General features: G+C 58.3%; 24 protein-coding genes. 20 read left to right on the plus strand and 4 right to left on the minus strand.

Translation table 11 applies throughout. The features are described 5' to 3' along the window. Positions 1 to 1,159: 1,159 nt before the first annotated feature. From ABEA08_RS15285 to glpG, 3 genes are all read left to right on the plus strand, one after another. On the plus strand, positions 1,160 to 1,501 hold the full coding sequence (locus tag ABEA08_RS15285) for a DUF2057 family protein (protein WP_345336256.1): 342 nt from the start codon (positions 1,160 to 1,162) through the stop codon (positions 1,499 to 1,501). A gap of 184 nt (positions 1,502 to 1,685) precedes the next feature. Next, positions 1,686 to 2,015 carry a thiosulfate sulfurtransferase GlpE gene (glpE, locus tag ABEA08_RS15290; protein WP_345336225.1) on the plus strand — a complete coding sequence of 110 codons (330 nt, stop codon included), beginning with the start codon at positions 1,686 to 1,688 and terminating at the stop codon, positions 2,013 to 2,015. Then, on the plus strand, positions 2,012 to 2,854 hold the full coding sequence (gene glpG / locus ABEA08_RS15295) for a rhomboid family intramembrane serine protease GlpG (RefSeq protein WP_345336226.1): 843 nt from the start codon (positions 2,012 to 2,014) through the stop codon (positions 2,852 to 2,854). Before glpE ends, glpG begins: the two co-directional genes overlap by 4 nt. A 44-nt stretch (positions 2,855 to 2,898) precedes the next feature. On the opposite strand, the gene ABEA08_RS15300 is transcribed toward glpG, so the two are convergent. Beyond that, entirely contained in the window at positions 2,899 to 3,318 is a 420-nt protein-coding gene (locus ABEA08_RS15300; RefSeq protein WP_345336227.1) for a flagellar basal body-associated protein FliL, read from the minus strand. A gap of 91 nt (positions 3,319 to 3,409) precedes the next feature. On the opposite strand from ABEA08_RS15300, the gene ABEA08_RS15305 reads away from it, so the two are divergent. The 12 genes from ABEA08_RS15305 to ABEA08_RS15360 all read left to right on the plus strand — a co-directional run bounded on the left by ABEA08_RS15305 (position 3,410) and on the right by ABEA08_RS15360 (position 16,437). Next, positions 3,410 to 3,964, plus strand: coding sequence for a chorismate--pyruvate lyase family protein (locus ABEA08_RS15305; RefSeq protein WP_345336228.1), 555 nt, complete (start codon positions 3,410 to 3,412; stop codon positions 3,962 to 3,964). 86 nt (positions 3,965 to 4,050) lie between these two features. Beyond that, a complete protein-coding gene (locus ABEA08_RS15310) occupies positions 4,051 to 4,455 on the plus strand; it encodes a hypothetical protein (protein ID WP_345336229.1) in 405 nt (134 codons plus the stop codon). Positions 4,456 to 4,591: 136 nt separating this feature from the next. After that, positions 4,592 to 5,326 carry a heavy metal-binding domain-containing protein gene (locus tag ABEA08_RS15315; protein WP_345336230.1) on the plus strand — a complete coding sequence of 245 codons (735 nt, stop codon included), beginning with the start codon at positions 4,592 to 4,594 and terminating at the stop codon, positions 5,324 to 5,326. Positions 5,327 to 5,345: 19 nt separating this feature from the next. Continuing rightward, on the plus strand, positions 5,346 to 7,241 hold the full coding sequence (locus ABEA08_RS15320) for an efflux RND transporter periplasmic adaptor subunit (protein WP_345336231.1): 1,896 nt from the start codon (positions 5,346 to 5,348) through the stop codon (positions 7,239 to 7,241). A 98-nt stretch (positions 7,242 to 7,339) separates the two neighbouring features. Next, positions 7,340 to 10,486, plus strand: coding sequence for an efflux RND transporter permease subunit (locus tag ABEA08_RS15325; RefSeq protein WP_345336232.1), 3,147 nt, complete (start codon positions 7,340 to 7,342; stop codon positions 10,484 to 10,486). A gap of 310 nt (positions 10,487 to 10,796) precedes the next feature. Then, complete coding sequence (locus ABEA08_RS15330; RefSeq protein WP_345336233.1) at positions 10,797 to 11,285, plus strand: DUF2975 domain-containing protein; 489 nt, start codon at positions 10,797 to 10,799, stop codon at positions 11,283 to 11,285. Then, a complete protein-coding gene (locus tag ABEA08_RS15335) occupies positions 11,282 to 11,512 on the plus strand; it encodes a helix-turn-helix domain-containing protein (protein ID WP_345336234.1) in 231 nt (76 codons plus the stop codon). Before ABEA08_RS15330 ends, ABEA08_RS15335 begins: the two co-directional genes overlap by 4 nt. Next, on the plus strand, positions 11,490 to 12,044 hold the full coding sequence (locus ABEA08_RS15340; RefSeq protein ID WP_345336235.1) for a hypothetical protein: 555 nt from the start codon (positions 11,490 to 11,492) through the stop codon (positions 12,042 to 12,044). The genes ABEA08_RS15335 and ABEA08_RS15340 overlap by 23 nt, the downstream gene beginning before the upstream one ends. Beyond that, entirely contained in the window at positions 12,041 to 12,529 is a 489-nt protein-coding gene (locus tag ABEA08_RS15345; protein WP_345336236.1) for a DUF2975 domain-containing protein, read from the plus strand. The genes ABEA08_RS15340 and ABEA08_RS15345 overlap by 4 nt, the downstream gene beginning before the upstream one ends. Before the next feature lie 24 nt (positions 12,530 to 12,553). Next, positions 12,554 to 13,093, plus strand: a complete 540-nt coding sequence (locus ABEA08_RS15350) for a hypothetical protein (RefSeq protein WP_345336237.1) — start codon at positions 12,554 to 12,556, stop codon at positions 13,091 to 13,093. A 128-nt stretch (positions 13,094 to 13,221) separates the two neighbouring features. Continuing rightward, on the plus strand, positions 13,222 to 13,716 hold the full coding sequence (locus ABEA08_RS15355; protein ID WP_345336238.1) for a prepilin-type N-terminal cleavage/methylation domain-containing protein: 495 nt from the start codon (positions 13,222 to 13,224) through the stop codon (positions 13,714 to 13,716). A gap of 81 nt (positions 13,717 to 13,797) precedes the next feature. Beyond that, positions 13,798 to 16,437, plus strand: coding sequence for a DUF2339 domain-containing protein (locus ABEA08_RS15360; protein ID WP_345336239.1), 2,640 nt, complete (start codon positions 13,798 to 13,800; stop codon positions 16,435 to 16,437). Between the two features lie 51 nt (positions 16,438 to 16,488). Here ABEA08_RS15360 and ABEA08_RS15365 read toward each other — a convergent pair whose 3' ends face one another. Further along, on the minus strand, positions 16,489 to 17,022 hold the full coding sequence (locus ABEA08_RS15365) for a hypothetical protein (protein ID WP_345336240.1): 534 nt from the start codon (positions 17,020 to 17,022) through the stop codon (positions 16,489 to 16,491). A 238-nt stretch (positions 17,023 to 17,260) separates the two neighbouring features. Between ABEA08_RS15365 and ABEA08_RS15370 the strand changes: the two genes are divergently transcribed. Next, a complete protein-coding gene (locus tag ABEA08_RS15370) occupies positions 17,261 to 18,175 on the plus strand; it encodes an SPFH domain-containing protein (protein WP_345336241.1) in 915 nt (304 codons plus the stop codon). Next, positions 18,172 to 18,630, plus strand: coding sequence for an NfeD family protein (locus ABEA08_RS15375; protein ID WP_345336242.1), 459 nt, complete (start codon positions 18,172 to 18,174; stop codon positions 18,628 to 18,630). Before ABEA08_RS15370 ends, ABEA08_RS15375 begins: the two co-directional genes overlap by 4 nt. A 31-nt stretch (positions 18,631 to 18,661) precedes the next feature. Here ABEA08_RS15375 and ABEA08_RS15380 read toward each other — a convergent pair whose 3' ends face one another. Together ABEA08_RS15380 and plsB are read right to left on the minus strand one after the other, a co-directional pair. Continuing rightward, entirely contained in the window at positions 18,662 to 19,381 is a 720-nt protein-coding gene (locus tag ABEA08_RS15380; RefSeq protein ID WP_345336243.1) for a tRNA-uridine aminocarboxypropyltransferase, read from the minus strand. A gap of 74 nt (positions 19,382 to 19,455) precedes the next feature. Then, positions 19,456 to 21,822, minus strand: coding sequence for a glycerol-3-phosphate 1-O-acyltransferase PlsB (gene plsB, locus ABEA08_RS15385; RefSeq protein WP_425557373.1), 2,367 nt, complete (start codon positions 21,820 to 21,822; stop codon positions 19,456 to 19,458). A gap of 271 nt (positions 21,823 to 22,093) precedes the next feature. On the opposite strand from plsB, the gene lexA reads away from it, so the two are divergent. The 3 genes from lexA to coxB all read left to right on the plus strand — a co-directional run bounded on the left by lexA (position 22,094) and on the right by coxB (position 24,955). Next, a complete protein-coding gene (gene lexA, locus ABEA08_RS15390) occupies positions 22,094 to 22,717 on the plus strand; it encodes a transcriptional repressor LexA (protein WP_345336245.1) in 624 nt (207 codons plus the stop codon). A gap of 23 nt (positions 22,718 to 22,740) precedes the next feature. After that, positions 22,741 to 23,172: a SulA-like leucine-rich domain-containing protein gene (locus ABEA08_RS15395; protein ID WP_345336246.1), complete on the plus strand. Its 432-nt coding sequence runs from the start codon at positions 22,741 to 22,743 to the stop codon at positions 23,170 to 23,172. Between the two features lie 205 nt (positions 23,173 to 23,377). Beyond that, positions 23,378 to 24,955: a cytochrome c oxidase subunit II gene (gene coxB / locus ABEA08_RS15400; RefSeq protein WP_425557371.1), complete on the plus strand. Its 1,578-nt coding sequence runs from the start codon at positions 23,378 to 23,380 to the stop codon at positions 24,953 to 24,955. Positions 24,956 to 24,963: the final 8 nt, after the last annotated feature.

The following is a 24,963-nucleotide window of genomic DNA, read 5'->3' on the forward strand; positions in this document are numbered from 1 at the left end:
AAGCGGTGATCTCTGCGGCGAGTCAGAGTCGCGGTTGCGGGTGATTTAGCGGAAGGTATGGTCATCGGGGCAAGAGAACGGTGTCTGTTCCCTTCAACGTGCTAGCATTGGATCCGGACCGGGTAAGCGACTTGGCGCAGCACATCGAGTGTCGCAAGGGGTAGGAGAGTGTGACGCCGTTGATGTCACAGTCGAGATTATAGGGCGTTAAATGAACGGCTCGGTTGGGGGGGCTCAGGGTGCTGTCATTGACTTGGAGGGATCCAAGCGCTGCCGCAATCGATCTGTCGCTATTGTGTCTGAGCGATGGGCTTGGGGAGTCTTTTGGATGGATACAAGACACTGGCTGTAATGTTTGCGTTTACTCCCTGAAGATCGCCGAAATCTGTACTTCGGTTGTATGACTCATATTTGCTTAATCATGCCAAACACAGCCTGAACCTTGCGTTCCATGAGGGTCCCGAATGAAGGGGCGTCTATCTATCTGTTGCGCGTGGCATCCGTCGTGTTGTTCGCCGCTTTGTCACGCATTTCTCTTTTATGCTAAATCGAACAAGAGCAAGTGTTTGTGCTAAATCTTGACCTTTGGATGTGATTTTATGCCGCAAGGGATACGTTTATTAACCGGTGTTGTGGATGTTCGTGTCATATCTGGCTTATTGATTATTTGAATTTTGATTATTTAAAAGGTTAAGTTGAGGGCGTTTTATTAGGGGGCGCACTTGTGGCTGTGAAAGTGCAAATTGCGATCTTTGATATTTTGCCTGGCGGACATTAAATGGCATGGGCACATTTTTCTCCTTACTGGCCTTTGGCGGGATTTATTGCTGTGAATTAATGCTTTAAAGGCTTTTTATTTTTCTTGTTTATGCATTTTTTATTTTTATTTAATTAATGCTTCAGCGATGCATTGTGTGAGCAAGGTCATCCCATATAGCGCTAGCTTTACCTAGCATTGAGTTGAGGTTGTCGAAGTCTTAATGAATTGAGTTTATGTGGATGGAGTTTGCTTTGGATGGGCGAGCGGCATAAACAACATTCACTGAAACACTTAATGAAAAGCTAATTGATATAAATGTTAGGGGTGAATATGAAAAATATAGGATGGGTGTTGGGATTACTATTGGTCTCCCAAGGCGCGATGGCGGCGCATATACAGATGCCTCGAGGGCTTGAAATGAAGTCGATTTCGGGTGAGACCATGTCCAATCGGGCCGGCGAGGCACAGTTGGAAAATGAGCAGGTCGTTCTGCTGCGCTACCGGACGCAATTGATGGAAAACGATGGCGACAGCTTTTTTTCTTCGCCGGGTTGGATCGTGCCGATCTCTGTGACAGAAGGCAAAAACTACGAGTTGATACTGAATGAGCCCAACCATGCCAACGAATGGTATGGCTTTGTTCGCGATCCTAAATGCTATTTACTGGCTGAGGATGGCGAACGGATCGATCTCGAGTTGCGAACCACCGAGCAATGGATGGCCCGATTACTCCTCAAGTGAGCCGAATTCTCTTGTGCAGTGATGTTTAGCTCGCTGCACAAGATTGGACCTTGTCTTCTGTAACAATGTTTCCTGAAATTGAATAGCTCGCTGCACCTCTCCGCATACACCCTTCGCGACGCCCTTTTTGTCTCTCCTTCAGCCAGCGAGTACACTGATCGCATCGTTCAATAGGAATGTTTGCATGACCCAATATCAGTGTTTGCCTTTGGCCCAATTTAGTGAACTTCAGCAGCGCAATGATCTGCAGATCGTCGACATTCGTGACGCCAATGCGTATGCCGCCGGGCATATTCCTGGTGCCGTGCATCTGCACAACGGCAACCTGGCTGAGTTCATTCTGAACGCGGAGTTTGACGACCCACTGGTGGTGTGTTGTTACCATGGGATCTCCTCTCAGGGCGCGGCGGGCTATCTGGTCGAACAGGGTTTCGAGCAGGTCTATAGCCTGGATGGCGGCTATGAAGGCTGGGCCAAGGCTCAGGGCGTGTCCTTTGAGGGGAAACCCGCATGATGGAGATCGGTGTGCTTGGTGATCCCCGTGCCGCTCAGGCACTGGTGGATTACATGGCGACGCAAGGGATCAGGGCCCAATTGCAGCCTGTCGAGGATGGGACCGCCATTGTGGTGGAGTCACCTCAGTACCACCGGGGGCGCGAGGAGTATGAGCGCTTCTTGGCTGAGCCCTATCACCGTCGTTATATGGCCGCTTCATGGGAATCCGGGGCCGTGCCTCAGCGTGGCGAGGGGGCTCGGTTTGATTACGGCGCGCCCGGGTTGCAGTTCGTGCAGTCGTTGATCACCCAGTCTGGGCCGCTGACCCTGTTGTTGTTGTTGCTGTGTAGTGGGATCTGGCTGTTTTGGAATATCGGTTTTGCCGAATCCATCTTCGGTGTGATGCATTTCTTTCCAAGCTGGGAGCAGATGAGTCTGAGTGAAGGCTGGCGTTTGTTCACCCCAAGCTTGATCCACTTCTCTGCGATGCACGTGATCTTCAATCTGCTGTGGTGGTGGTATCTGGGAGGGCGGATCGAGCGCGAGCGCGGAGCCGGAACCTTGCTGGTGTTGCTGCTGGTCGCGGGCACTTTGCCGAACTTGGCCCAGTTTGCCCTGATCGGCCCGAACTTTGGTGGCCTGTCCGGCGTGGTGTATGCGTTGGTGGGGTATTGCTGGATAACGGGGCGTTTCGATCCTCAGTCGCCGCTGGCCTTGCCGCCCGCTTATGTCGGGTTCCTATTGCTCTGGCTGGCTATGGGCTTTATGGGCTTTATGAACATGGCGAATTACGCGCACCTGGGCGGGCTGTTGGTGGGGATGGGCCAGGCGTTGCTGGACAGCCGGACACGGCGCTAAGATGACCGGCGCCAGCTCAGTGTCTGGCGCCGATCACTTCAACGTTAATCATATAAAAACTTGGCGAACAACAGGTTGGCCAACAGTGGCTGGCCGGTTTCCTGAGCCAGTAGCTGGTTAATGGCCTCAAAGATCTCGCGGCGAACGGTTTCCCTGCCTGCTAGGGATTTGATCTGCTCTTCCGATTGCTGGCCGAGGATCTCGACCACGGTGGCGCGGATCAGCGGTGCATGGTGCTCGACCAATTCTAGGGTATCGGCGTCTTTGAGCATCAGCTCAACCTGTACCCGGACGTAGCCCAGTCGGCGGCCATGGGTCAGATAGTTGGTGACGATCTCTGGCTCTAGGCCGTAATAGCCGTAATTGTTATGTGCCACCTGGCTGGCGTCCAGCAAGGGAAGATCCTCAGCCCAGCTGTTTGCGCTGAACCACAGGGAAGTAAACAGAAAGGCGAACAGTTTCACAGGCTTGCGATCCAACATCGGTTTGGCAGAAATGTACCTGTAGGTGGCTGGCTTTGGCAAGCCTGATGGGTTTGCTACTATGGGCCGGTTAATGGAACAAGGACCCTTTATGCACGCGCTGGATGCCCCACTGGCCCGCCAACCTGAGCCGATCTTGGCTCATTGGTTGCGGGACCCCAATTCCCTCACTTTGCGATTGAAGACCCAGTGTCGACGGTTCGAGGTTGTGCTTCTGCAGGAGTGGCATGGCATTGCTCGTTGCGATAGCCGACAGTGGCAGCTCGGCGAGCCGCTGTGGCAGCGTGAGGTGTTGCTGAGGCTCGATGGGGTGGCCTGGGTGTACGCGCTAACGGAGGTGCCTCAGAGTACCTTGCGCGACAGCGATATTGATTTTCAGAATCTGGGGCGGCAGCCATTGGGTGAGGCACTTTTTACCGCACCGAGTATGCGCCAGGGCCCTTTGCAGATTGAGCACTATGGACCGGAGAGCCGGGCCGTTCAGATAGCCGCATCGATTGGCCAGACTGTTTCTGATGGGTTGTGGGGGCGCAGTCGCCACTTTGAGTTGTCGGGGCGGCCTTTGCGGGTGAATGAGATATTTCTGCCTGCCGCAGAGCGGGCATTAACCCTTAGGAGAGGCGGTTAGGGGCGCGTGCCGGTGTCCATTGATGATTGGCAGGGAAGCACTTTTGCTCCACAATAAGAGCGATGACATCTATCGGAAAGGCAACCATGCGACTGTTCAGTACCTTCATGCTGATCTTCGCCCTGATCTCTCAGGGTGCGGTTGCCCGTGTCCATTTGATGCCGACCGATGTTGAGGTTCTCTCTCAGAGTACGGTCATTGACTCAGCGGCATCTGGCCACGCTGAAGATGCGATGCATTGCGATAAGATGGCGATGGCACAGAGCGCCAGCCACGATTGTTGTGATGATGCACCGGTCATGGATTGCCATGATGCCAATGCTCCCTGTGAGGGGGAGTGCGGTCATTGTCAGGTGTTCAGTCCAGCCGGTACGGCTTTGCCTAGCGCGGCATTGGCGGCTTTGGATCTGACCGCTCAGCAAGCTTGTTCTCAAAGTAAATCGTTCCACTCCGTGGCTTTGTCTCTCGACAGCCCACCACCGATAGCCTGATCCCTTCATTCCATCTGTAGAACCCGCAGTGCCAATTTGTCGGCCTGTGGTGTTGTTGTATGCATGATTTTGGTCTCCGCCCTAGGCGCTGAGATCCCTTGGCGTTACGCCAAACTGAATGAAATTGGAGCTGTCCATGAATCCCCTGTTTTCCCGCTTTGTTAGCCGTGCACTGACCATCGCTGCCCTGGCTATGTCTCTGATCTTGTCCCCCCTATCGCTGGGATCGGAGCCGCATTCTGCGCACGCAAAACCGGCACACGCCCACTCGGCGACCCACGATTGTCCCCACGCCAAGGCGGGCAAAACCCCATGTCCGATGCACGCGGCCAACGCCGCCGGTGAGGCGGGTGAAAACTGTCCACATCACGGCCAGCAGGGCGGCAAAGCCTGCCCACATTACGCCAAGGCAGAGCAGGCCGCAGACAGCCACGCTTGTCCGATGCATCCGCGTATTACCGGGATCGCCGGTGATGAATGTCCTAAGTGCGGTATGGCGCTGGAGCCGGTGGCTCAGTCCAAGAGTGAGACGCAGGCCGAAGCGATCCATCACTGTCCGATGTGCCCGGGTGTCACCGGTAAAGCCGGCGACAGCTGCCCGAAATGCGGCATGTGGCTGGAGCCGAAGGGCAGTGACAGTGCATCGGTATACCACTGCCCGATGCACCCGAAGATCCTTGGTCATGCTGGTGACGAATGCCCGAAATGCGGCATGAACCTGACGCCGGTTGCGGCGCACAGCGGCGACACGCACGCCTGCCCGATGAACGCCAAGATCACCGGCAAGGCGGGCGACGAGTGCCCGAAATGTGGCATGGCATTGGAGCCGATGGCCGCTAATGCCGGTCATGATCATCATGGCCACCATTGAGGCCTGAGGGAGTCACACGATGTGTAACGTACGCAAAGGCCATCCATGCGGCGGCCATAACGGCCGCGCCGTAACACGAATTCATGGCCGCGTTGCCATGGCCGTCTTGTTGGCATTGTCCTTGACCGCCGCGCCGGGGGCCTGGGCCTCGACGACACCCGCCGAGGCCCAGACGGGCCATGTTCATACGCAGCACGCTCAAACTCAGCACACCCATGCTTGCCCGATGCACCCGGAGGAAACCGGGATGGAGCGGGATCGATGCGGGATCTGCAATATGTTCCTGACCCAGCCCATCGAGGGCGCTGAGTCGGCACTGGCACATACCCATGCCTGCCCGATGCACCCGGAGGAAACCGGGATGGAGCGGGACCGCTGCGGGATCTGCAATATGTTCCTGACCCAGCCGATCGCGGACGCTGAGCTGGCACTGGCGCATACTCACGCCTGCCCGATGCACCCGGAGGAAACCGGGATGGAGCGGGATCGCTGCGGGATCTGCAATATGTTCCTGACCCAGCCGATCGCGGACGCTGAGCCGGCACAGGCGCATACCCACGCCTGCCCGATGCACCCGGAGGAAACCGGGATGGAGCGGGACCGCTGCGGGATCTGCAATATGTTCCTGACTCAGCCCATTGCGGCTGACGGTGTGGCGGAGAGTGAAGAGGAAGAGGTGGGCGATGATCCCCACGCCGGACATTCGGAGGCGGGACTCGCCAGCTTAGATCCGCTGCCACAGGCGTTGCCTAGCGTGGAAGCCGGAGCCACGGCCACGGTCAAATACGTCTGCCCGATGCACCCGCACATCGTCTCCGATGATGCCGATGCGACCTGTCCCATCTGCGGAATGGATCTGGAAGCGGTCACCGTGGGCGCGGCGACCGAAGAGGTGGTGGTGGGCGTCTCCGGCGGCATGCAGCAGGCACTGGGCATGCGCACCCAAACCGTCGAGCGCGGCACCTTGTGGCAGTACATCAAGACGCTGGGCGAGGTGCAGTACAACGAGGATGCCATCTCTCACCTGCACACCCGGGTGACCGGTTGGGTGGAGAAGCTGACGGTCACCACCGTAGGTCAGCGAGTGGAGCAGGGGCAGTTGTTGTATGAGCTGTACTCTCCGGAGCTGATCAATGCGCAGGACGATTACCTGCAGGCACTGGATTATGCCAAGCAGGATCCGAAACGCGGCGACGATCTCAAGCGCCGGGCGCGGTTACGCCTGGAGTTATTGGGGATGAGCAATCGTGTGATCAACCAGGTGGAGCGCTCCGGCGAGAGTCTGTATCGGGTGCCTTTCTACGCGCCAAGCAGTGGCGTGATCAGTGCCATTGAGCTGCGCGACGGCATGTATATTCAGCCGGGTAATACCCTGATTGAGTTGGTGGACCTCTCCACAGTTTGGGTCATTGCCGATGTGTTTGAGAATGAGCAGGGTTGGCTGGAAACCGGTCGGCCGGCGGATGTGACGGCGGCGCCGCAGGGGTTGTTTGAGATAGAGGGGCAGATCGATTACATCTACCCCGAGCTGGACGCCACCACCCGCGCCATGCGGGTGCGGGTGAAGCTCGATAATCCCGGTGAGCAGCTGCGACCGGGCTCCTTAGTGGACGTCGAGCTGTATGGCGGGCCTAAGCGCGGCCTGCTGATCGTACCGACTGAAGCGCTCATTCTGACCGGCCGGGAAAACCGGGTGGTGGTGCAGCATGACAGCACCGGCTTTGCGTCGGTACCGGTCAAGCTGGGCATGATGAGTCAGGGCAAAGCGGAGATCCTCGAAGGCCTGAATGAGGGCGATCAGGTGGTGGTTTCCGGCCAGTTCCTGCTCGATTCCGAGGCCAGCATTCAGGGCAGTTTGCGCCGCTTGAGTGCGGGTGAGGCGGCGGCCGATCCGCACGCTGGTCATAACCACTAAGGGGCTCAGACCATGTTAGAGAAGATCATTGTGGTCTCACTGCGTCAGCGGCGCCTGATCGAGCGTGTTGATCATCGGTCCGAGTGGGAGACACCGCCATGTTAGAGAAGATCATTGCCGCTTCACTGCGGCAGCGCGTCATGGTGCTCATTATCACCGCTGTGGTGGCGCTGTATGGCTGGCAGGCGATGCGCACCACGCCGCTGGATGCCTTGCCGGATCTGTCCGATGTCCAGGTGATCGTCAAGACCGCCTATCCGGGCCAGGCGCCGCAGCTGGTGGAGGATCAGATCACCTATCCGCTCTCCACCGCCATGCTGTCGGTGCCCGGTGCGCAGACGGTGCGCGGTTTTTCCATGTTTGGCGACAGCTTCGTCTACGTCATCTTTGAGGATGGCACGGATATCTACTGGGCCCGCTCGCGGGTGCTGGAATACCTGTCGCAAATTCAGGACCAACTGCCGCCGGGGGTGACTCCATCCTTGGGGCCGGACGCGTCCGGGGTGGGCTGGGTATTCCAGTACGCGCTGGTGGATAAGACCGGCCGGCAGGACCTGGCCCAGCTTCGATCCCTGCAGGACTGGTTTTTGAAGCTGGAGCTGCAGAGTGTGGCCGGGGTGTCGGAAGTGGCCACCGTCGGCGGCATGGAGCAGGCCTATCAGATCGTGGTCGATCCCCACAAACTGGCGCTGTACCGGCTCGACTTGATGGCGGTGAAAAACGCCCTGGATAACGCCAATGCGGCGGTGGGCGGCTCGGTGATCGAGATGGCCGAAGCGGAATATATGATCACCGCCTCCGGCTACCGTCAGACCCTGCAGGACTTTGCCGAGATCCCGTTGGGGGTGTTGTCGGATTCGGGCACGCCGGTGCTGATGAAGGACGTGGCGCAACTGCGCACCGGCCCGGCGGCGCGGCGTGGTATCGCCGAGCTGGACGGCAAGGGCGAGGTGGTCGGCGGGATCGTGGTGATGCGCTATGGCGAAAATGCGCTGACCACCATTGAGAACGTCAAAACCAAGCTGGCGGAGATCCAGTCCGGCTTGCCGGAGGGCGTGGAGATCGTGGTGACCTATGATCGCTCCGAGTTGATCTTAAGCTCGGTGGATAACCTCAAGCACAAGGTGCTGGAGGAGATCGGTGTGGTGGCGCTGATCTGCCTGCTGTTCTTGCTGCATGCCCGTTCCACCTTAGTGGCGGTGGTGACCCTGCCGCTGTCCATCCTGATCAGCTTTATCGTCATGGGCTGGATGGGGGTGAACGCCAACATCATGAGCCTGGGCGGTATCGCCATCGCCATTGGTGCCGTGGTGGATGCGGCCATCGTGATGGTGGAGAACGTCCATAAACACCTGGAACATCACCGGGAGCAGCATGGCAAGGCGCCGGAGGGCGAGGCCCATTGGCGGTTGATCCAACAGGCCTCGGTCGAGGTCGGCCCGGCGCTGTTCTTCAGTCTGCTGATCATCACCCTCAGCTTCATTCCGGTGTTTGCGCTGGAGGCGCAGGAGGGGCGGCTGTTCCATCCGCTGGCCTACACCAAGACCTTCGCCATGGCGGCGTCGGCGCTGCTGGCAATTACCTTGATCCCGGTGCTGATGGGCTACTTCGTATGGGGCAAGATCCCGGACGAGCGGAAAAATCCGCTCAGCCGTGTGTTGATCGCCCTGTACCGCCCCGTGCTTCAGGGCGTGCTGCGCTTTCCCAAAGTGACGCTGCTGCTGGCCTTGCTGGCGTTGGCCAGCGCCTGGTATCCCATGCAGCAGATGGGCTCGGAGTTTATGCCGGAGCTGGAGGAGGGTGACTTGCTCTATATGCCAACAACCTTGCCGGGCCTCAGTGCCGGTAAAGCGGCGGAGCTGTTGCAGCAGACCGACCGGCTGATCAAAACCGTGCCGGAGGTGAAACGGGTGTTTGGCAAAGTGGGCCGGGCGACCACGGCGACGGATCCCGCACCGCTGACCATGCTGGAAACCACCATCATGCTCAATCCGCGCGAGACCTGGCGTGAGGGCATGACCATGGAGGGGATCATCAATGAGCTGCAGCGCACCGTGCGGGTGCCGGGCATGACCAATGCCTGGGTGCAGCCCATTAAGACCCGCATCGACATGCTCTCTACCGGGGTACGTACCCCCATCGGGGTGAAGATCTCCGGCGCGGATGTGGAGGAACTGCAGCGAATTGGCGGTGAAGTGGAAGCGATCATGGCCAAACTGCCCGGCACCGCGTCGGCTTTTGCCCAGCGTACCGGTGGTGGACGTTACATCGACATTGAGCCGGATCTGACTGCGGCGGCGCGCTACGGCATGACCCTGCGGGACATTCAGGATGTGGTGCAGATGGCCATCGGCGGCATGACGGTGGGCGAATCGGTGCAGGGCCAGGAGCGCTATCCCATCAACATCCGCTATCCGCGTGAGCTGCGTGACGATCTCGATAAGCTGCGTAAGCTGCCGGTACTGACCAAAACCGGTAAATACGTGCCTCTGCAGAATCTGGCAGGCCTGTCCATTCGCGACGGCGCACCCATGTTGGCCAGCGAAAATGGCCGGCTGATCTCCTGGGTGTTTGTCGATCTGCAAGCCGGCGCCGGTGCGCTTTCTATTGGCGAGTACATCGAGCAGGCGCGAGCGGCGTTGGATTCCGAGCTTTCACTGTCACCGCGCTATTCGGTCAGCTTTGCCGGTCAGTACGAGTATATGCAGCGAGTGGAAGCCAAGATGGAGTTGGTGGTGCCGCTGATGCTGGCGGTGATCTTCCTGCTGCTGTTTCTGACCTTTGGATCCATGGTGCAAGCCTCGGTGATCATGCTCAGTCTGCCCTTTGCCCTGGTGGGCTCCGCCTGGCTGCTCTACCTGCTGGACTTCAACCTGTCGGTGGCGGTGGCGGTGGGGATGATCGCCCTGGCCGGGGTGGCGGCGGAGTTTGGCGTGGTGATGCAGGTGTATCTCAATAACGCCATCAAGGCCCACAAAGAACGCGGTGAGATGCGCCACGAACAGGACTTGAAAGACGCCTTGCTGGAGGGCGCAGTGATGCGCATTCGGCCCAAGGCGATGACGGTGGCCACCATCTTCTTCGGCCTGCTGCCCATCATGTGGGGCAGCGGCACGGGCAATGAGGTGATGCAGAAGATCGCGGCGCCTATGGTGGGCGGCATGGTCACTGCGCCACTTCTCTCTTTGTTCGTCATTCCGGCGGTGTATCTGCTGATCTATCGACGCAGCCTGGGAACTTCGTAGGGCAGGTTAGCCGCGCAGCGGGGTAACCTGCCGATCTGGGCTTTGTTCGTCATTCCAGCGGTGTATCTGCTGATCTACCGCCGAGGGCTGGGCAAGGCGGTTAGGTGATGGGTTAAAGAGACCTCGTAGATATCCGCTCAGCAAGATGAACCATCGTAAAAGCCGGATCCCAGTGGATCCGGCTTTTTTGCGGATGGTTTTTAATTAAGGTTAATTATTTATCGAAAAACGATACTTTTTGATTGATAAAGGAGCGGTGTCGGCGCTAGTGTATTAAACGTTAACAGGGAACGAATACGAGGGGTGATGGATGGATCCGTTACGGCAATACGCGCGTTTTTTTAATGGGCAGATTAAGTGGGATGGTGCAGTGATGTTCGTGCTGCTGGGCCCGATCAGTTTGGTTTATTGGTTGCTCAGTTTACAGGAAGCCTTTAAGGCGTCTGAGTTTGCCGCAGGTCTGCTGGCGCAGCAGGGGGGCTATCGGGCGTTGACGGGGTTGGTGTTAGCGGTACTGGTGTACCGGCTGTTTCGTCTGGCGGCACAAGATAGGCTGTTTACCTTTGAAAGCCGACTGTGTCTGGTGCTGACCGCCCGGATCGCCCTGCTGTTTGCACTGGTGATTTCCCCCGCTTGCCTGATGTTGTTGCACTGGCGATTTGAGCAAGTGCTTAGCGTGCAGACCTATTTGTCCGGGATAGATTTTCCGTTGATCACACTGGCGATCTTGCTGCATCTGCTGGCGGGCCTGCAAAAGCGCAGCGGCGAATTCAAAGATGAACAGGATCTGACGGTATGACCATCGTCGTTAACCTCGATGTGATGCTGGCCAAACGTAAGATGAAGCTGAATACCTTGGCGGAGATCATCGGGATCACGCCGCAAAACCTCAGTGTATTGAAAGCCGGGCGAGCCAAAGCCGTCCGTTTCAGCACGCTGGATGCTATATGCCGGGCACTGGATTGCCAACCGGCGGATCTATTGGCTTATCAACAGGGAGAGGATGATGAGCAAGATGCGATTTGAGCAAGAGATAGAGGGCCAATCGATAGTCGTGCTCTGCTCGATATGGAGTGGTAGAGAGCAGGTTTGGCTGGACGGCGAGCTAGTCAGCGATAGGCACTCGTGGCGAATGCGCACCCGTCACACCGTCGAGCTGAAAACCGGTCTCATCGATGTGGTGGTGAGTGTCGATTCCTGGCGAGACTGCATCATTTTGGTCAACTGGTTGCGCGGTGAATTGTCATTAGTGCAGCAGCGTAAAGGCTTGTTTTCCGATGAAGTCGCAGCCGATCCCAGCTGGGTTCAGGAGTGGCGTATTCCGGTGTGGTGCAGTGTGGCTTTCTGGTTTCCCTTTGGTTGTCTGTTTGGCTTCAATGTCATGGTTTGGTTGTTAGGGGGGGATGCGGCGCTCGTGCAGCTTCCGTTAGCGATTATCGCCTTAGTCGCGTTGTCATGTGGACTTGGAGTGATTGGCGTTTGGTTTGCGCAAGTTTGGCGGCTTAGCGGACCCAGCGAGACAAAACCATCGGATGATCTGTCTAAGGAGCCGCTATGAGCGATCCCATTCAAACCCTTGCCCGCAGTCGGGTACCCAACAGCGATACGGTGATCTGGCTGAGCCTGCTGGTACTGCCCTTTGTGATCGGGCATTTCATTGGCGGTGCGTTCGGCGCGGCCATGAAGCAGGATTGGTGGCGGCTGCGAGAGCTGGTTGATGGCAGCGTACATATCTTACTGGGCTATCTGCTGCTGATCCTCGCGCTGCGCCTGTTTCGCCAGATAGCCGACTCCGGCAGCTACACCCTGGCAGTGCGCCAACTGTTGGTGCTGATGGGGCGGATCAGTTTGGTGACAGCCTTAGCCTTGCTGCCCTGCGCGCGCTTGCTGGTGCATTACTTTGCCCAGCAGTCGTTTGGCCCGCTGGATTGGCTGACCGCCGTGTCCTGGCCATTGGTCGTGGTCGCTGGGGTGCTGCATCTGCTGGCGGGCGTGCAAAAAGGCGCCGCCCAGTTGAAGCAAGAGCAAGATCTGACGGTTTAGTCTGCCCACCAAGGAGAGAGTGGTATGCAACGCAGAGTGGTACAACGCGAAATTGAGGGGCAGCAGTGGGTGCTGTGCATCGAGCCGTGGGGCGAGCAGAAGCTGTACTGTGGCGACCAGCTGGTGAGCCAAAAACAGGAATTGACGTTTCGTACCCGTCATCGCGTCGACACGGACTCAGGCCGATTGATGCTGCGGGTGCGTAGGTTCTTGCTCAAAGACCATATCGAGGTGCAGTGGCATTGGAATGATCAGCTGCTGGCCACCGACGTCAACATCCCTAGCCGACCTGGCGACATGCCCGAATCGCTCATGGAGGGTTGGATGGCGGATTGGACCGGGCCTGGCTGGTTTGGCTTGATCGTCTTGCTTGCTCTGCTTCCGCCGCTGTTTCTCACCCTTATTCGACTCGGTGAGTTATCGATGGGCGCCGACGGCGTGATGGCGCTGGCGGCGATGGCGGCCGGGATGGGCGTGGTCTGCAGTGTGAGCGCGGTGGTGATCGGGTTTGTTAGGGGATTGCGTGTTAGTGGTGATGCTGCAGAGGAGGCGGAATGCAAGTAATGGCGCCCTGAACTGATGGCGTTATATCTCGCTGTGTACAAGGGTTTTTGCCAGCTGTTTTCGCAAAGGAAGGGGGGAAGGTTGGCTATGCTAAAACAGAGTGGAGCCTGTTTTAGAGAAGGACTCGCATGAAAACTGTAAAAGGATTTACCCTGATTGAGTTGGTGGTGGTGATCATCATCCTCGGCATTCTGGCCGTCACGGCTGCGCCCAAGTTTATCGATCTGGCTGGCGATGCTCGGCGGGCGACATTGCAGGGGATCAAAGGTGCCATGGTTTCCACCGCCGAGCTGGTTTATCTCAAGGCCGCCGTTGCCGGTGTCGAGTCGGACAGTCGGGCTGATCTGGATGTTGATAGTGTCATCTTTGAAATCAAACATGGCTACCCGGAAGCATTTCCTGAAGGGGGTAATGCCGGGATCCTCGATGCGCTGGAGTTGGATGACGCGCTTGAGATCTGCTTTGGCAGCGGGGCGCGGTGTCATCAAAGCAACTCTTCGAATGTTCGCATTGGTTTCAAGATGACGCCGGATGAGCCCTGTTTCGTTCGATATATTGAGTCCGGTGGCACCGATGGTGTCGATGGCGATGTCACCATCATTGTTGAAGATGACGGCTGTTGAGACCGCCAAGGTATTTGTCCTTTATTAATGGCTGACCCTTTGAGACCCTTATCTCTGTTTTATTTGGGTTTAGGATGATCCATGGATGAATTTGTACTGGCTGTCACGCTGTTGTTGGTGGCATTGGGCGGCCTGCTTTGTGGCTACGCCGGTTATTTTGGCCAGCGTCGGCTCAAGGGGCGGGTAAGCCAGCTGGAGCAGGAGCTGAATGCGTTGCGCCAGCATGTCCTGAGCCTGGCGGCTGGTAACAAGATTGCGGCGACGCCTGAGCGGGGTCGAGCGGATAAGACGTCGCCGGCGGCAGAACTCCCCCCAACCGCTCCTCTTTCCACCCCTGCGCCAGCCGTGGCCAAGCCTCGCGCGGCAAGTTATTCCTCGGTACCGACGCGACCGGAATTGGCACAGTCTCCCGCCTGGCTTACCTTTATTCAAACCCACTGGATGATCCTGATCGGCGGCTTTTCGTTGGCGCTGGCGGGGATCTTCTTGATCCGCTATTCGGTCGAGTCCGGCCTGCTCAGTCCGGCTATCCGCGTCGGCGCTGCGGTGCTATTTGGTTGTGGCCTGATCGGCCTGGCCAGTTGGCTTAAGGTGTATCGCGAGGATGGGCGCATTCATGCGGCGTGTGCCGGAGCGGGGGCGTTGATCTTGTATGCCGCGACTTTGGCGTCCGGCGCTCTGTATGGCTGGTTGCCACCGGGGTGGGTGTTTGGCTTGCTGGCGTTGATCTCGGCGCTAAGCATGGGTCTGGCGCTGCGCCATGGCCCAGTGTTGGCCGCCCTAGGCGTGCTCGGCGCGTTTATTGTGCCGCTGTTGGTCAGCACCGGCAGCAACAACATGGCGGCCGCGCTGGGCTATGCCCTGATCGTCGCGGCCGGTGGCTTTGCGTTGCTGCGCTTTGTCTACCGCGATTGGTTATGGTGGGGCGTATGGGGTGGCGCTCTGGCGTGGCTGTTGCTGTCACTGATGGAGCCGACCCAGTTGTCCGGTTGGCGCTCGCTCTACCTGACGGCGTTGGCCTGGTTGGGTTTTGCTTTGCCGCTGTTTGGTTGGCGGTTGCAGCCGGGGGCGACATTAAGTTCGCACTCTGCGGCGCTGCGGCAAAGTCTGTTGGTCGTTTGGGCGGCGCTGGCCTTCTGTCAGTGGGCGATATTGGAAGTGGAAAGTGTGACGGTTTGGCTGTTCCCCGGTGCCGCCGGACTTTGGCTGTTGGCCCTGCTGCTGTCCCGTCATGAGATCCGCCATGCGCGTTGGTGGCCGCTGCTGACGTTGCTGCCGCCGATCTTGAACCTGTTGGCCCTCTCCAGCCCGTCGATCTTAAAGCCGCTGCTGCCGGCGGTGCAGCATACCGGCTACCTCGTGATGGCGGGATTGTTCTCGGTGTTGGCGGTGGTGCTGGCGGGCAGACTGGGCTGGCGCCGGCAACAGGCGGGATGGATGGCGCTGGCGACCGGCGTGCCGCTGTTGATGGCGGTATTGGTGGATCTGCGCTTGGCCCATCAGGTGGGGGGCTATCTGCCCGTTTGGCTGTTTGTGGGCCTGACGCTGCTTAGCGGCATGACGTTGTGGATCTGGCTGCGGCGGCAAATGCACAGCGATGCGGTTTCTGCCGTCCTCATTTTGGCGCTGCAGGGGGCGATCAGCCTGGCTTTGATCGCGGCGCTCAAAGAGCTGCGTTTGACGCTGGGCTTGTCGGCTCAGTGGTTAACCCTGGTTGCTCTGTTGCGATACGTGCCGGATCAGTCTTGGTCGATCAAAGGGCTGCGCTGGCAGGGCAACCCGCTGGATCTGGTTGCCCGGGCGCTGCTGTTGGCGGTGGTGCTGCGGTTGACCCTCAACCCTTGGTTACCGGAATACGGCGCCAGTGGCGAGGCGCTGTTGTTGACCTATCTGGGTTGCTTCTTGTTGGCGCTGACGACCTTGTTGCTGCTCTATCGACGGCCCGGCCCGCGCGCATTGCGGCTCAGTTTCGAGGCGGGCACGCTGCAGCTGTTTGCTTTGGCGGTGGCCGCGTGCACGCGCTATCAGCTGTACGATGGACAGATCTTTAAGGCCGAGTTCGGCTGGCTGGAAGCGGGGATCTACGTGATGACGCTGCTGGCTGGCAGTGCCGCCTATCGCTACCGTTGTGAGCGGACGCCGAGTCGCTTGCTTGGCGGGCTGGCGGAGATCCAACTGTTGTTGGGCTTGGGGCTGTATCTGCTGTTTGCGTTGCTGCGTAATCCACTGTGGACCGAGCAGGCGGTGGGCACGACGCCGCTGTGGAATGTGTTGCTGTTGATCTATGGCGCACCGGCGTTGCTGTTAGTGGCTCAGGCGCTACTGCGACGGGATCGCTGGCGTGAGCCGATCATCGGCCTCGCGGGCGCCTCGGCCTTGCTGTTTTTGATCTTACAGATCCGTCATCTCTGGCACGGTGGCCTGCTGCCGCATCAACCGGTCTTGGTTGGGGAGCTGTACAGCTATTCGGTGTTGGGGCTCATGGTGGGGATCGGTTTGCTGTTGACGGCCGCGAGGTGGCATTTGGCGTTGGTGCAAAAGTTGGGCACGGCGGCGTTGCTGTTGGTGATCCTTAAGATCTTCTTCTGGGATATGGCCGGTTTGGACGGACTGTGGCGGGTGGCGTCGTTTCTCGGTCTGGGGATCACCCTGCTGGGGGTGGCGTACCTGCATAATCGGCTGCAGATCCCGGTCTCGGGACAGGGTCAGCAAGGGGCTTGATGGTCGTCAGCTCGGTCAATGGATGGGGCGCTCCATGCCCCAAAACTCAGGTTATTGGCCGCCCAGTGGGTCGAGGGCTTCTTCCGCGGCTTTGCGCTTCGCATCCATCTCCTCTTGTGCCTTTTGTAAGGCGTCCGCTTCGGCATTCTCCACGGCGTCGGCTGTTTGTTGCTGCTGCTCGTCTACCATATCGCTGGCACTTTGCTTGGCGTCGCCATAAGCGTCACTGACGCTGTCTTTCGCATCGCCATAGGCTTCGTTCACGCTCTCTTTGGCATTGCCGTATGCGTCACTGACGCTCTCCTTGGTGGACTCATAGGCATCATTGACGGCGTCGGAGGCGGCGTCGATATTGTCCTTATTGGCGTCGTAAAGCTCACTGGCTTCCTCTTTGATGCCATTGTAGGCATCGCTGGCGGTGTCGCTGACCGCCTCGGTGGCCTCCTGCGCGCTCTGTTTGAGCTCGGCCGCAGCGTCGGCGATCTCTTTGCTGGTTTGTTCCTGTTTTTGCTCCGAGCAGGCACTGACGGCGAGCAGGGTGAAGCCAGCAAACAGCAGTGGGTGGATCCGGTCTTTGATGGACATACATGCGCTCCTTAAGCGTGTGGCGATCAAGATGGCTCTGCATAGATTAGACCAAGATGGCTTCATGCGAGCATGAGGTCTGCCTGTGGGTAAATGTGTTGAAAACTTGCTTCATGGTCGATGGCCTCTGGATCGGGCTTGGTTGGATAATCGCCACTTTACTGAAGCGAGTGAGCCGATTTTCGATTAATGTGAGGCGGAGGGTGTTGGATATCTTTTGGAGAATGTGATGCTTGGAATGGACGTAATTGCCTTAGCTGTCGTGGTTTTGGTGGGGATCCTGATCCTCACTGGCATCAAGATGGTGCCGCAGGGCTACCAGTATACGGTTGAACGATTCGGTAAATTTACCCGGGTGTTAAGTCCGGGCCTGACGGTGATCGTGCCGATTGTGGATAACATTGGCCGCAAACAAAATATGATGGAGCAGGTGCTGGATATTCTGCCGCAGGAGGTGATCTCCGCAGATAATGCTCAGGTCACCACGGATGCCGTGTGTTTTTTCCAGGTTCAGGATGCGGTTCGTGCCTCTTATGAGGTCAATGATCTCGAGTTAGCGATGCAGAACCTAGTGATGACCAATATCCGTGCGGTACTCGGCTCGATGGAGCTGGACGAGATGTTGTCGAATCGGGATCGGATCAATGCGGCGCTGCTGACCAAGGTGGATGAGGCGACCGATCCTTGGGGCGTTAAGGTGACCCGGATCGAGATCAGAGACATCAGCCCGCCGCGGGATCTGGTGGATGCGATGGCGCGTCAGATGAAGGCTGAGCGGGAGAAGCGGGCGTCCATCCTTGAAGCGGAAGGGGAGCGGGAAGCGGCCATTAAGGTGGCAGAGGGGCAGAAGCAATCTGAGATCCTCAAGGCCGAAGGTGAGCTGGAAGCCGCCAAACGTCAGGCGGAAGCGCGGGAGCGTCTGGCCGAGGCGGAAGCCAATGCCACCCAGATGGTGTCCAAGGCGATCGCCGAGGGGGATATGCAGGCGATCAATTACTTTGTGGCGCAGAAATATGTCGAGGCGCTCAAAGCCGTGGGCACCGCCGACAGCAGTAAGCTGGTAATGATGCCGCTAGAGGCGAGCAGCATTATTGGCTCGGTCGCGGGGATCAGTGAGTTATTGAAAGGCGGCGCTCAGTCAGGAGGGAAATGATGGTGATCACCGCATGGCTTGAGGCGTTACAGCCCTGGCATTGGTTGCTGCTGGCGCTGTTGATGCTGGGCGCGGAAGCATTGGGAACCGGTGGCTTTTTGTTGGGAGCCGCTGCGGCGGCATGCCTGTTGGCGCTGTTGTTGTGGCTGCTGCCAGAGTGGGGCTGGGCGGGCCAGTTTATGGTCTTTGGTCTGGCGACGCTGCTGCTCAGTGTGGCGTATTGGAAGTTATTTCGTGGCTATAACGAACGGACTGAGCAACCGACCTTGAATGATCGGGCGGCGCAGATGATCGGCCGCCAGTGGGTGTTGGAGGTTGCGGTTCCCAGTGGCGAGAGTCGATTGCAGATCGGCGATACCCGTTGGCGGGTGCAGACCGCTCAGACGCTGGCCGCCGGAGAGCGGGTTCGAGTGGTGGCCAGCGATGGCATGATATTGCAGTTAGATCGCGCGTGAGGGCTGGCCGCTCACGACTGCACAGCGTGCTTTAACGCAGCTGCTCTAGGTAGTGGAAGGCCTCGCCTTCACTGTTGATCGGCAACTGTCGTTTGCCCGCGTAGTAACGTTGACTAAACACTTGAAAGTAGGCATCCAGTGCCTGGGCGTTGCGCTGATCGCCGCCCAAGGCAAGCACTTGGGCGGCAACTTCGGCGGTCGCCAATTGATGAGGGTGGGCGGCGCTGCGCAGCTTGTATTGGCTGGCTGCTTCGGGATCGATCGACAGCACTGGCAGTTTCGCCAAGTAGTCGCTTTGAAACATCCGCCGGGCCTGCTTCCAGGTGCCGTCCAGTAGGATCAGCAGAGGTTGTTTGCCAGGTGTGTCAGCAATGGTTTCGATGACCTGACTTGGCTCGGCGTGAGTCGCGGGGAACACCACCATGGGCTGATAGCGTGGATCCGCCAGTAGCGTCAGCAGGTTGGGATCGGGCTCGGTACGATCCCAGCAAAAGGCCAAGGTGTCGGGCAGGATCTCGGCGATCAGGCGGCCGGTATTGGTCGGTTTCATCGGCTCCTTGTGGTGCATCAGCAACACAAAGCGCAACGGGCTTTGGCCGGGGCGAGCCCAAGGGCAGCAGCAGTGATCCTGTGCGATCTGGCAGCGAGGACAGCGCACGACGGTGGCGCCACGGGCATTAAAGGGGCGCTGAGCGATCGCCAGGCGTTGCTGGCGCAGCTCGAGTACGGCATTGCGGTGATCTAGGGTCATGGTGTCAGTGTATCAGTGATCAAAAAAGGGCGTTGCCGCCCTTTTGTGTTATGCGCGAGAACGTCACCGGGGGATCAGTTCGATTGCACCAAGGTGTTCTGTACCGTTGCGGTGAGCAGTGGCATCACGATGTTATACAGCTCGGCGACCTGCGCCTGATCCGCTTGTTCACCGAGTAGCCCCTGCTCTTTGAGTCGGGTGGTGAGCGTGGTGAACAGCTTCTTGTCGAAAAACTCCGGCGCGCTGATCCCGTGCAGACGTGACATACGCTCGGCCAGTGCCTGGCTGTCGCGCTCCAGTGCACCGCGCTCGATCTCCGGCTCACGTTGCAGCCGCGACAGCACAATGGCGTAACGCTGCGCGGTTTCTTGGAACAGATCGCCCAGATTGCACAGCTCGGCGCGGCGGCTCTGGCGTGGCACCAAGCCTTGCTCACAGGACTCCAGCAACTCATGGCGAACCAGTTCGTTGATCAGCCCCTGCAGTTGGTTTTCCAGTTCTTGCTCATCCAGACCCATAAACAGCTCGGCTTGCAGCAGTGGGTACAGAGCTTTGACCTGGGCGATCAGCTGCTCCTGGGTTTGGCAGCCGCGACGCAGCAACAAAGCGGCGATCAGTGCGGGCAAGATCAGCAGGTGCAAGCTGTTGTTACGGTAGTAGGTCATGGTGACGGCGCTGCCGTCGAGGATGCTGACGATCTCGCCCATGCCATCGGAGGTGAGCTGGAACTTGTTCAGATCCAACACTTGCTGCAATACGGCTTGGCCATCGCCTTCCGGCACCGTGGTACGTGCGGTGTAAGGCACTGAGCGGAGCAGATCCAGATAAAGATCCAGCTGTTTCTCCAGGGCGCTTCGCTCCATCGCGTGCTGCTCGGTGGCCAGCAGGATCGAGGCGGTCAGCGTCATGGCGGAGGCAGCGGCGGCGTCGTTGATGTTACACATCAATCGGTTCGCCAGTTGATTCACGGTCGGGGTTAACCAAGGCTGTTTGGTTTCACCATCGCCGATCTCCTGACGCCAATCCGGTTTCGCTTCATTGAGGAACTGATGAATGGTGATGGATTCGCCAAAATTGACGTAGCCTTGACCGTAGTTACGCAGCTTGCGAATGGCGGAGAACACCTGCCAGGCACTCTCTTTTTCCTTCTTTTTGCCGGCCAGCTCTTTGTGGTAGGAGGCCACCTCCATCACATGGTCATAGCCCAGGTAAACCGGAACCAAGGTAATGGGACGCTCGACACCACGGAGAACGGAGTTGACGGTCATCGCTAGCATGCCGGTTTTCGCCGGTAACAAGCGGCCGGTACGGGAGCGGCCTCCTTCGGTGAAGTACTCGACCGAATAGCCACGCTTGAACAGCTGATCCAGATACTCGCGGAATACGGTGGAGTAGAGCTTATTGCCCTTAAACGAGCGGCGAATGAAGAATCCGCCGCCGCGACGGAAGACCGGCCCGGCTGGCCAGAAGTTGAGGTTCACCCCGGCGGCAATATGCGGTGGCACCATGCCTTGGCGATAGATCACGTAGGACAGCAGCAGGTAGTCCATGTGGCTGCGGTGGCAAGGGACAAAGACGATGCCGTGGCCATCCTGAGATAGCTGTCGGATCTGCTCGGCGCCGCGGACATTGATCCCTTTGTACAGCTTGTTCCACAACCAGGTGAGTACGCGGTCGCCGATCCGCATCAGGCTGTCCGAGTAGTCGGCGGCGATCTCGTCCATGTATTCACGGGCGCGCTGACGGGCTTTTTGCTCAGAGATCTTCTTGCTCTTGGCCTCGTCGGCGATCGCTTGCTTGATCGTCGGGGACGCCAGCAAACTGTGGAACAAGGCTTGGCGATCCGGCAGGCGAGGGCCGGTGGCAACCGTGCGCTGACGCCCGAAGTGAACCCGAGCTACGCGGGCCAACTTATTGGCGATCGTCCCGTCGGTGCCATGCTTGTCGGCCATGTAGCGCAGCGATACGGCGCGGGAGAAGCGAATAAAGTTATCTCGGCCCAACACGCTGATAATGGCCGTTTTACGCAGCCAAGTCGGGTTACTGCTGTTGAGCAAAGTGGCACTGACGCTCTCTTCCTCTTTGCCGGGGTTACGACCCCATAACAGGCTGACAGGAACGATCTGCACATCGAGATCACTATGATCATTATGCAGCGCCAGCAGGCGCTCGAAGCGACCGCGGAAGTCGGTCTCATCGCTCGCTCCGAATAACGGCGTGGCCGATTCCAATGCCACTAGGCGATTGAAGGACTCACCTTTGATGATCAATGGCTCAAACGGGCTGGGCAGTCCCAGCGAAAGGCAGCATTGATGCAAGGCGAGCCGATCAGAGAAGGAGTCGCGCGGGAGTACGTAGACCATGGGGCGAGTGGGATCGAGATCGAGCTCCTCGACAGGGTTTTCCGGAACCGGCTTGCTTTTTACCAGCAGGCGCTGCATCCAGCTGACCGGGCGCTGCCAGTGATTCAGAATTTGGGTACTCACGCGTCTTGCTTCTCTGGGCTATTGAACGATTTGCGCAGAGTGTACACCCAAAGCGATCTGCTGACAGCTACTGGCGCCGATCCTGGCGCGGTTTGCTTGGGGAGATGCGAGAGATCAGACCTCATCGCCTTTAGGAAAAAAGCATTTCGGTGAAATTGCTGTTGAAATCACCAGCTACCTGTATATGATTACAGTATCGATACTGTACAGAAACACAGGGATTGCCATGAAGCCGCTTACTCCGCGTCAGGATGAAGTTTTCAACTTGATCCGGAACCATATGCAAGACACCGGTATGCCGCCAACTCGGGCCGAGATCGCCCGTCAGCTAGGCTTTCGCAGTGCCAATGCGGCGGAGGAACACCTCAAGGCGCTGGCACGTAAAGGTTATATTGAGATCGTGCCGGGCACCTCGCGGGGCATTCGCATTCTGTACAGCGAGCCTGAGCCGGAGCAGTTGGGATTGCCACTGATCGGCCGAGTGGCGGCCGGCGAGCCTATCCTGGCGCAGGAGCATGTCGAATCCCACTATCAGATGGACGCCAACCTGTTTCGCCCAGCGGCCGATTATCTGCTGCGGGTGCGAGGGGATTCGATGAAGGAGATCGGGATCCTCGACGGCGATCTGCTGGCGGTACATCAGACTCAGCAGGCCCGGAATGGCCAGGTGGTTGTGGCGCGGGTTGGGGAAGATGAAGTGACGGTAAAGCGATTTCAGCAGCAAGGTAACGTCGTCTATCTTCACGCTGAAAACGAAGAATATGAGCCGATCGTCGTCGATCTAGCGGATACAGCGTTGGCGATCGAAGGCTTGGCAGTGGGCGTGGTCCGCAATGGAGACTGGCAATAATGAAGACTCAGCAAGGAACGCAGATGAATCATCCCGGTTTATGGCAGAGCGGTCGCCGCAGTTGGCCTGCCGTCGCCCAGTCCGGTTGCAGCGACCAAGGTGATGCGGTCACGTTGGCCCGTTTGACGCCGGCATTGTCAGAGTGGGCGCAGCAGTCCGGTTGGGTGGTGTTGATCAATCCCCCGGCCGGGCATTGGGCAGAGCTGCTGTCCGAGGCTGGGATCGTGGCCAGCCGGGTGCTGCGTGTCCGCTGTGGTGACGACGTGGAGGCGCTTTGGGCGCTGGAGCAATCGCTGCTGTCCGGCACCTGTGCGGCGGCCTTGGCTTGGCTGCCGACCCTAGATCACCGTGATAAACGGCGCCTGCAATTGGTGCAGAAGCGCGCTCACTGTCCCGCCGTGCTGTTTCAGCCCGGGCGTGAGGATGTTATTACGGTGTCGAATTCAATTCACTGAAAATCCCTCTATTCTGAGTTTTGTGATCTTGATCAAGCCTTGAACAGGCTGTAGCTTAAAACTCGAATTCAAGAGAATAACTCAGGCAGCTGTACGGCAGATGTAGTGCAATCGAGTATGCACGTGCCCATGCCCATTTTAGGGGAAGGAGCGAGCATAGAGCTGGGTTGTGCTGTGGCCGCTCTTTCTGGACGTTGCGAAAGCAATGCTCAGAGGAGACGTATCTGTGAAGTACACGCTGTTGGGCTGTTTGTCGGCCCTGATGGTCTCGCCATCAATGGCATCGGGATCACTCTGGAACATGACGCCAGGAGTGACAGAGATCAGCCAGCAGGTTTTTGGCCTGCATATGACCATCTTCTATATCTGTTGTGTGATCGCCTTGCTGGTGTTTGGGGTGATGATCTATTCACTGATCCGACACCGCCACTCTAAAGGCGTGACACCCGCCAACTTCCACGAAAGCACTAAGGTCGAGATCGCCTGGACCGTGGTGCCATTCCTGATCCTGATCGGTATGGCCGTGCCTGCCACCAGCACCCTGATCGCCATGGAAGATCCCTCCGATGCTGAGTTGACCGTGCAGATCACCGGCTCTCAGTGGAAATGGCACTATCAGTACTTTGGTCATGACGTTGGCTTCTACAGTCTGATGTCGACGACTCAAGAGCAGATCGAGAACCAAGCGGAGAAGGGCGCCAACTATCTGTTGGAGGTCGATAAGCCGCTGGTCATTCCCGCCAATCGCAAAGTGCGTTTCCTGATGACCTCGGATGATGTGATCCACTCTTGGTGGGTGCCGGCCTTTGCGGTGAAGAAAGACGCCAACCCTGGGTTTATCAACGAAGCCTGGACCAAGGTGACGACACCTGGGACCTATCGTGGCCAGTGTGCCGAGCTGTGCGGTAAAGATCATGGCTTTATGCCGGTGGTGGTCGAGGTGTTGCCAGAGGCCGAGTTCGACGCTTGGCTGGTTGAGCAGAAGCAGATGGCGAACGCGGCGGCGGACGCCGAAGCGGCCTCGCTGGGACAGGTTTTGACCTTGGATGAGTCAATGGCGTTGGGTGAGCAGATCTACATCGGTCGATGCGCCGCCTGTCACCAACCCAATGGCATGGGCCTGCCAGGTGTCTTTCCCGCCATTAAGGCCAGTCCGGTGGCGCTGGGGGATATCGGTGCGCACATTGATATCGTCGCCAATGGCAAGCCCGGCACGGCGATGCAGGCTTTTGCGGCACAGTTGAGCCTGAAAGAGTTGGCGGCGGTCGTGACCTATCAGCGCAACGCGTTTGATAACAATACCGGCGACGTGGTCCAGGCTGCCGACGTTAATGGCGGCTCGGTTGCGCCTCAGGCGGCGACTCCAGCACCAGCGGGAGCCTTAAGCGATGAGGTGACCGCAGTTGCTTCTGCCACCGCCGAAGCGGCAGCCGTGCCCTCCGAGCCCGAACCTGCTGCTGAGCAACCATTGGATCTGGCTTCGGCCATGAGCTTAGGAGAGCAGGTGTATCTGGGACGATGTGCCGCCTGTCATCAGGCCAACGGCATGGGCTTGCCTCCGGCATTCCCGGCCATCAATGGCAGCGCCATCGCCAAGGGCGAGATCGATCAGCACATCGATGTGGTGGCCAATGGTCGTGCAGGCACGGCCATGGCGGGTTTTGCCAGTCAGTTAAGCCGCAAAGAGCTGGCGGCAGTGGTGACTTATCAACGGAATGCCTGGGATAACCAAACCGGGGAAGTGATCCAGACCGCCGACGTTGACGCAGTGGCTGGCCAGTAGCAGGAGAA

The organism is Ferrimonas pelagia, assembly GCF_039543565.1.
GTDB classification, from domain to species: Bacteria; Pseudomonadota; Gammaproteobacteria; order Enterobacterales; family Shewanellaceae; genus Ferrimonas; species Ferrimonas pelagia.

What these genes read in the sequence shown, in the direction of transcription:
- ABEA08_RS15285 (WP_345336256.1), top strand. Translation starts at nt 1,160, where the DNA reads ATGCCTCGAGGGCTTGAAATGAAGTCGATTTCGGGTGAGACCATGTCC.
- glpE (WP_345336225.1), top strand. Translation starts at nt 1,686, where the DNA reads ATGACCCAATATCAGTGTTTGCCTTTGGCCCAATTTAGTGAACTTCAG.
- glpG (WP_345336226.1), top strand. Translation starts at nt 2,012, where the DNA reads ATGATGGAGATCGGTGTGCTTGGTGATCCCCGTGCCGCTCAGGCACTG.
- ABEA08_RS15305 (WP_345336228.1), top strand. Translation starts at nt 3,410, where the DNA reads ATGGAACAAGGACCCTTTATGCACGCGCTGGATGCCCCACTGGCCCGC.
- ABEA08_RS15310 (WP_345336229.1), top strand. Translation starts at nt 4,051, where the DNA reads ATGCGACTGTTCAGTACCTTCATGCTGATCTTCGCCCTGATCTCTCAG.
- ABEA08_RS15315 (WP_345336230.1), top strand. Translation starts at nt 4,592, where the DNA reads ATGAATCCCCTGTTTTCCCGCTTTGTTAGCCGTGCACTGACCATCGCT.
- ABEA08_RS15320 (WP_345336231.1), top strand. Translation starts at nt 5,346, where the DNA reads ATGTGTAACGTACGCAAAGGCCATCCATGCGGCGGCCATAACGGCCGC.
- ABEA08_RS15325 (WP_345336232.1), top strand. Translation starts at nt 7,340, where the DNA reads ATGTTAGAGAAGATCATTGCCGCTTCACTGCGGCAGCGCGTCATGGTG.
- ABEA08_RS15330 (WP_345336233.1), top strand. Translation starts at nt 10,797, where the DNA reads ATGGATCCGTTACGGCAATACGCGCGTTTTTTTAATGGGCAGATTAAG.
- ABEA08_RS15335 (WP_345336234.1), top strand. Translation starts at nt 11,282, where the DNA reads ATGACCATCGTCGTTAACCTCGATGTGATGCTGGCCAAACGTAAGATG.
- ABEA08_RS15340 (WP_345336235.1), top strand. Translation starts at nt 11,490, where the DNA reads ATGATGAGCAAGATGCGATTTGAGCAAGAGATAGAGGGCCAATCGATA.
- ABEA08_RS15345 (WP_345336236.1), top strand. Translation starts at nt 12,041, where the DNA reads ATGAGCGATCCCATTCAAACCCTTGCCCGCAGTCGGGTACCCAACAGC.
- ABEA08_RS15350 (WP_345336237.1), top strand. Translation starts at nt 12,554, where the DNA reads ATGCAACGCAGAGTGGTACAACGCGAAATTGAGGGGCAGCAGTGGGTG.
- ABEA08_RS15355 (WP_345336238.1), top strand. Translation starts at nt 13,222, where the DNA reads ATGAAAACTGTAAAAGGATTTACCCTGATTGAGTTGGTGGTGGTGATC.
- ABEA08_RS15360 (WP_345336239.1), top strand. Translation starts at nt 13,798, where the DNA reads ATGGATGAATTTGTACTGGCTGTCACGCTGTTGTTGGTGGCATTGGGC.
- ABEA08_RS15365 (WP_345336240.1), bottom strand. Translation starts at nt 17,022, where the DNA reads ATGTCCATCAAAGACCGGATCCACCCACTGCTGTTTGCTGGCTTCACC.
- ABEA08_RS15370 (WP_345336241.1), top strand. Translation starts at nt 17,261, where the DNA reads ATGGACGTAATTGCCTTAGCTGTCGTGGTTTTGGTGGGGATCCTGATC.
- ABEA08_RS15375 (WP_345336242.1), top strand. Translation starts at nt 18,172, where the DNA reads ATGATGGTGATCACCGCATGGCTTGAGGCGTTACAGCCCTGGCATTGG.
- ABEA08_RS15380 (WP_345336243.1), bottom strand. Translation starts at nt 19,381, where the DNA reads ATGACCCTAGATCACCGCAATGCCGTACTCGAGCTGCGCCAGCAACGC.
- plsB (WP_425557373.1), bottom strand. Translation starts at nt 21,822, where the DNA reads ATGCAGCGCCTGCTGGTAAAAAGCAAGCCGGTTCCGGAAAACCCTGTC.
- lexA (WP_345336245.1), top strand. Translation starts at nt 22,094, where the DNA reads ATGAAGCCGCTTACTCCGCGTCAGGATGAAGTTTTCAACTTGATCCGG.
- ABEA08_RS15395 (WP_345336246.1), top strand. Translation starts at nt 22,741, where the DNA reads ATGAATCATCCCGGTTTATGGCAGAGCGGTCGCCGCAGTTGGCCTGCC.
- coxB (WP_425557371.1), top strand. Translation starts at nt 23,378, where the DNA reads ATGCTCAGAGGAGACGTATCTGTGAAGTACACGCTGTTGGGCTGTTTG.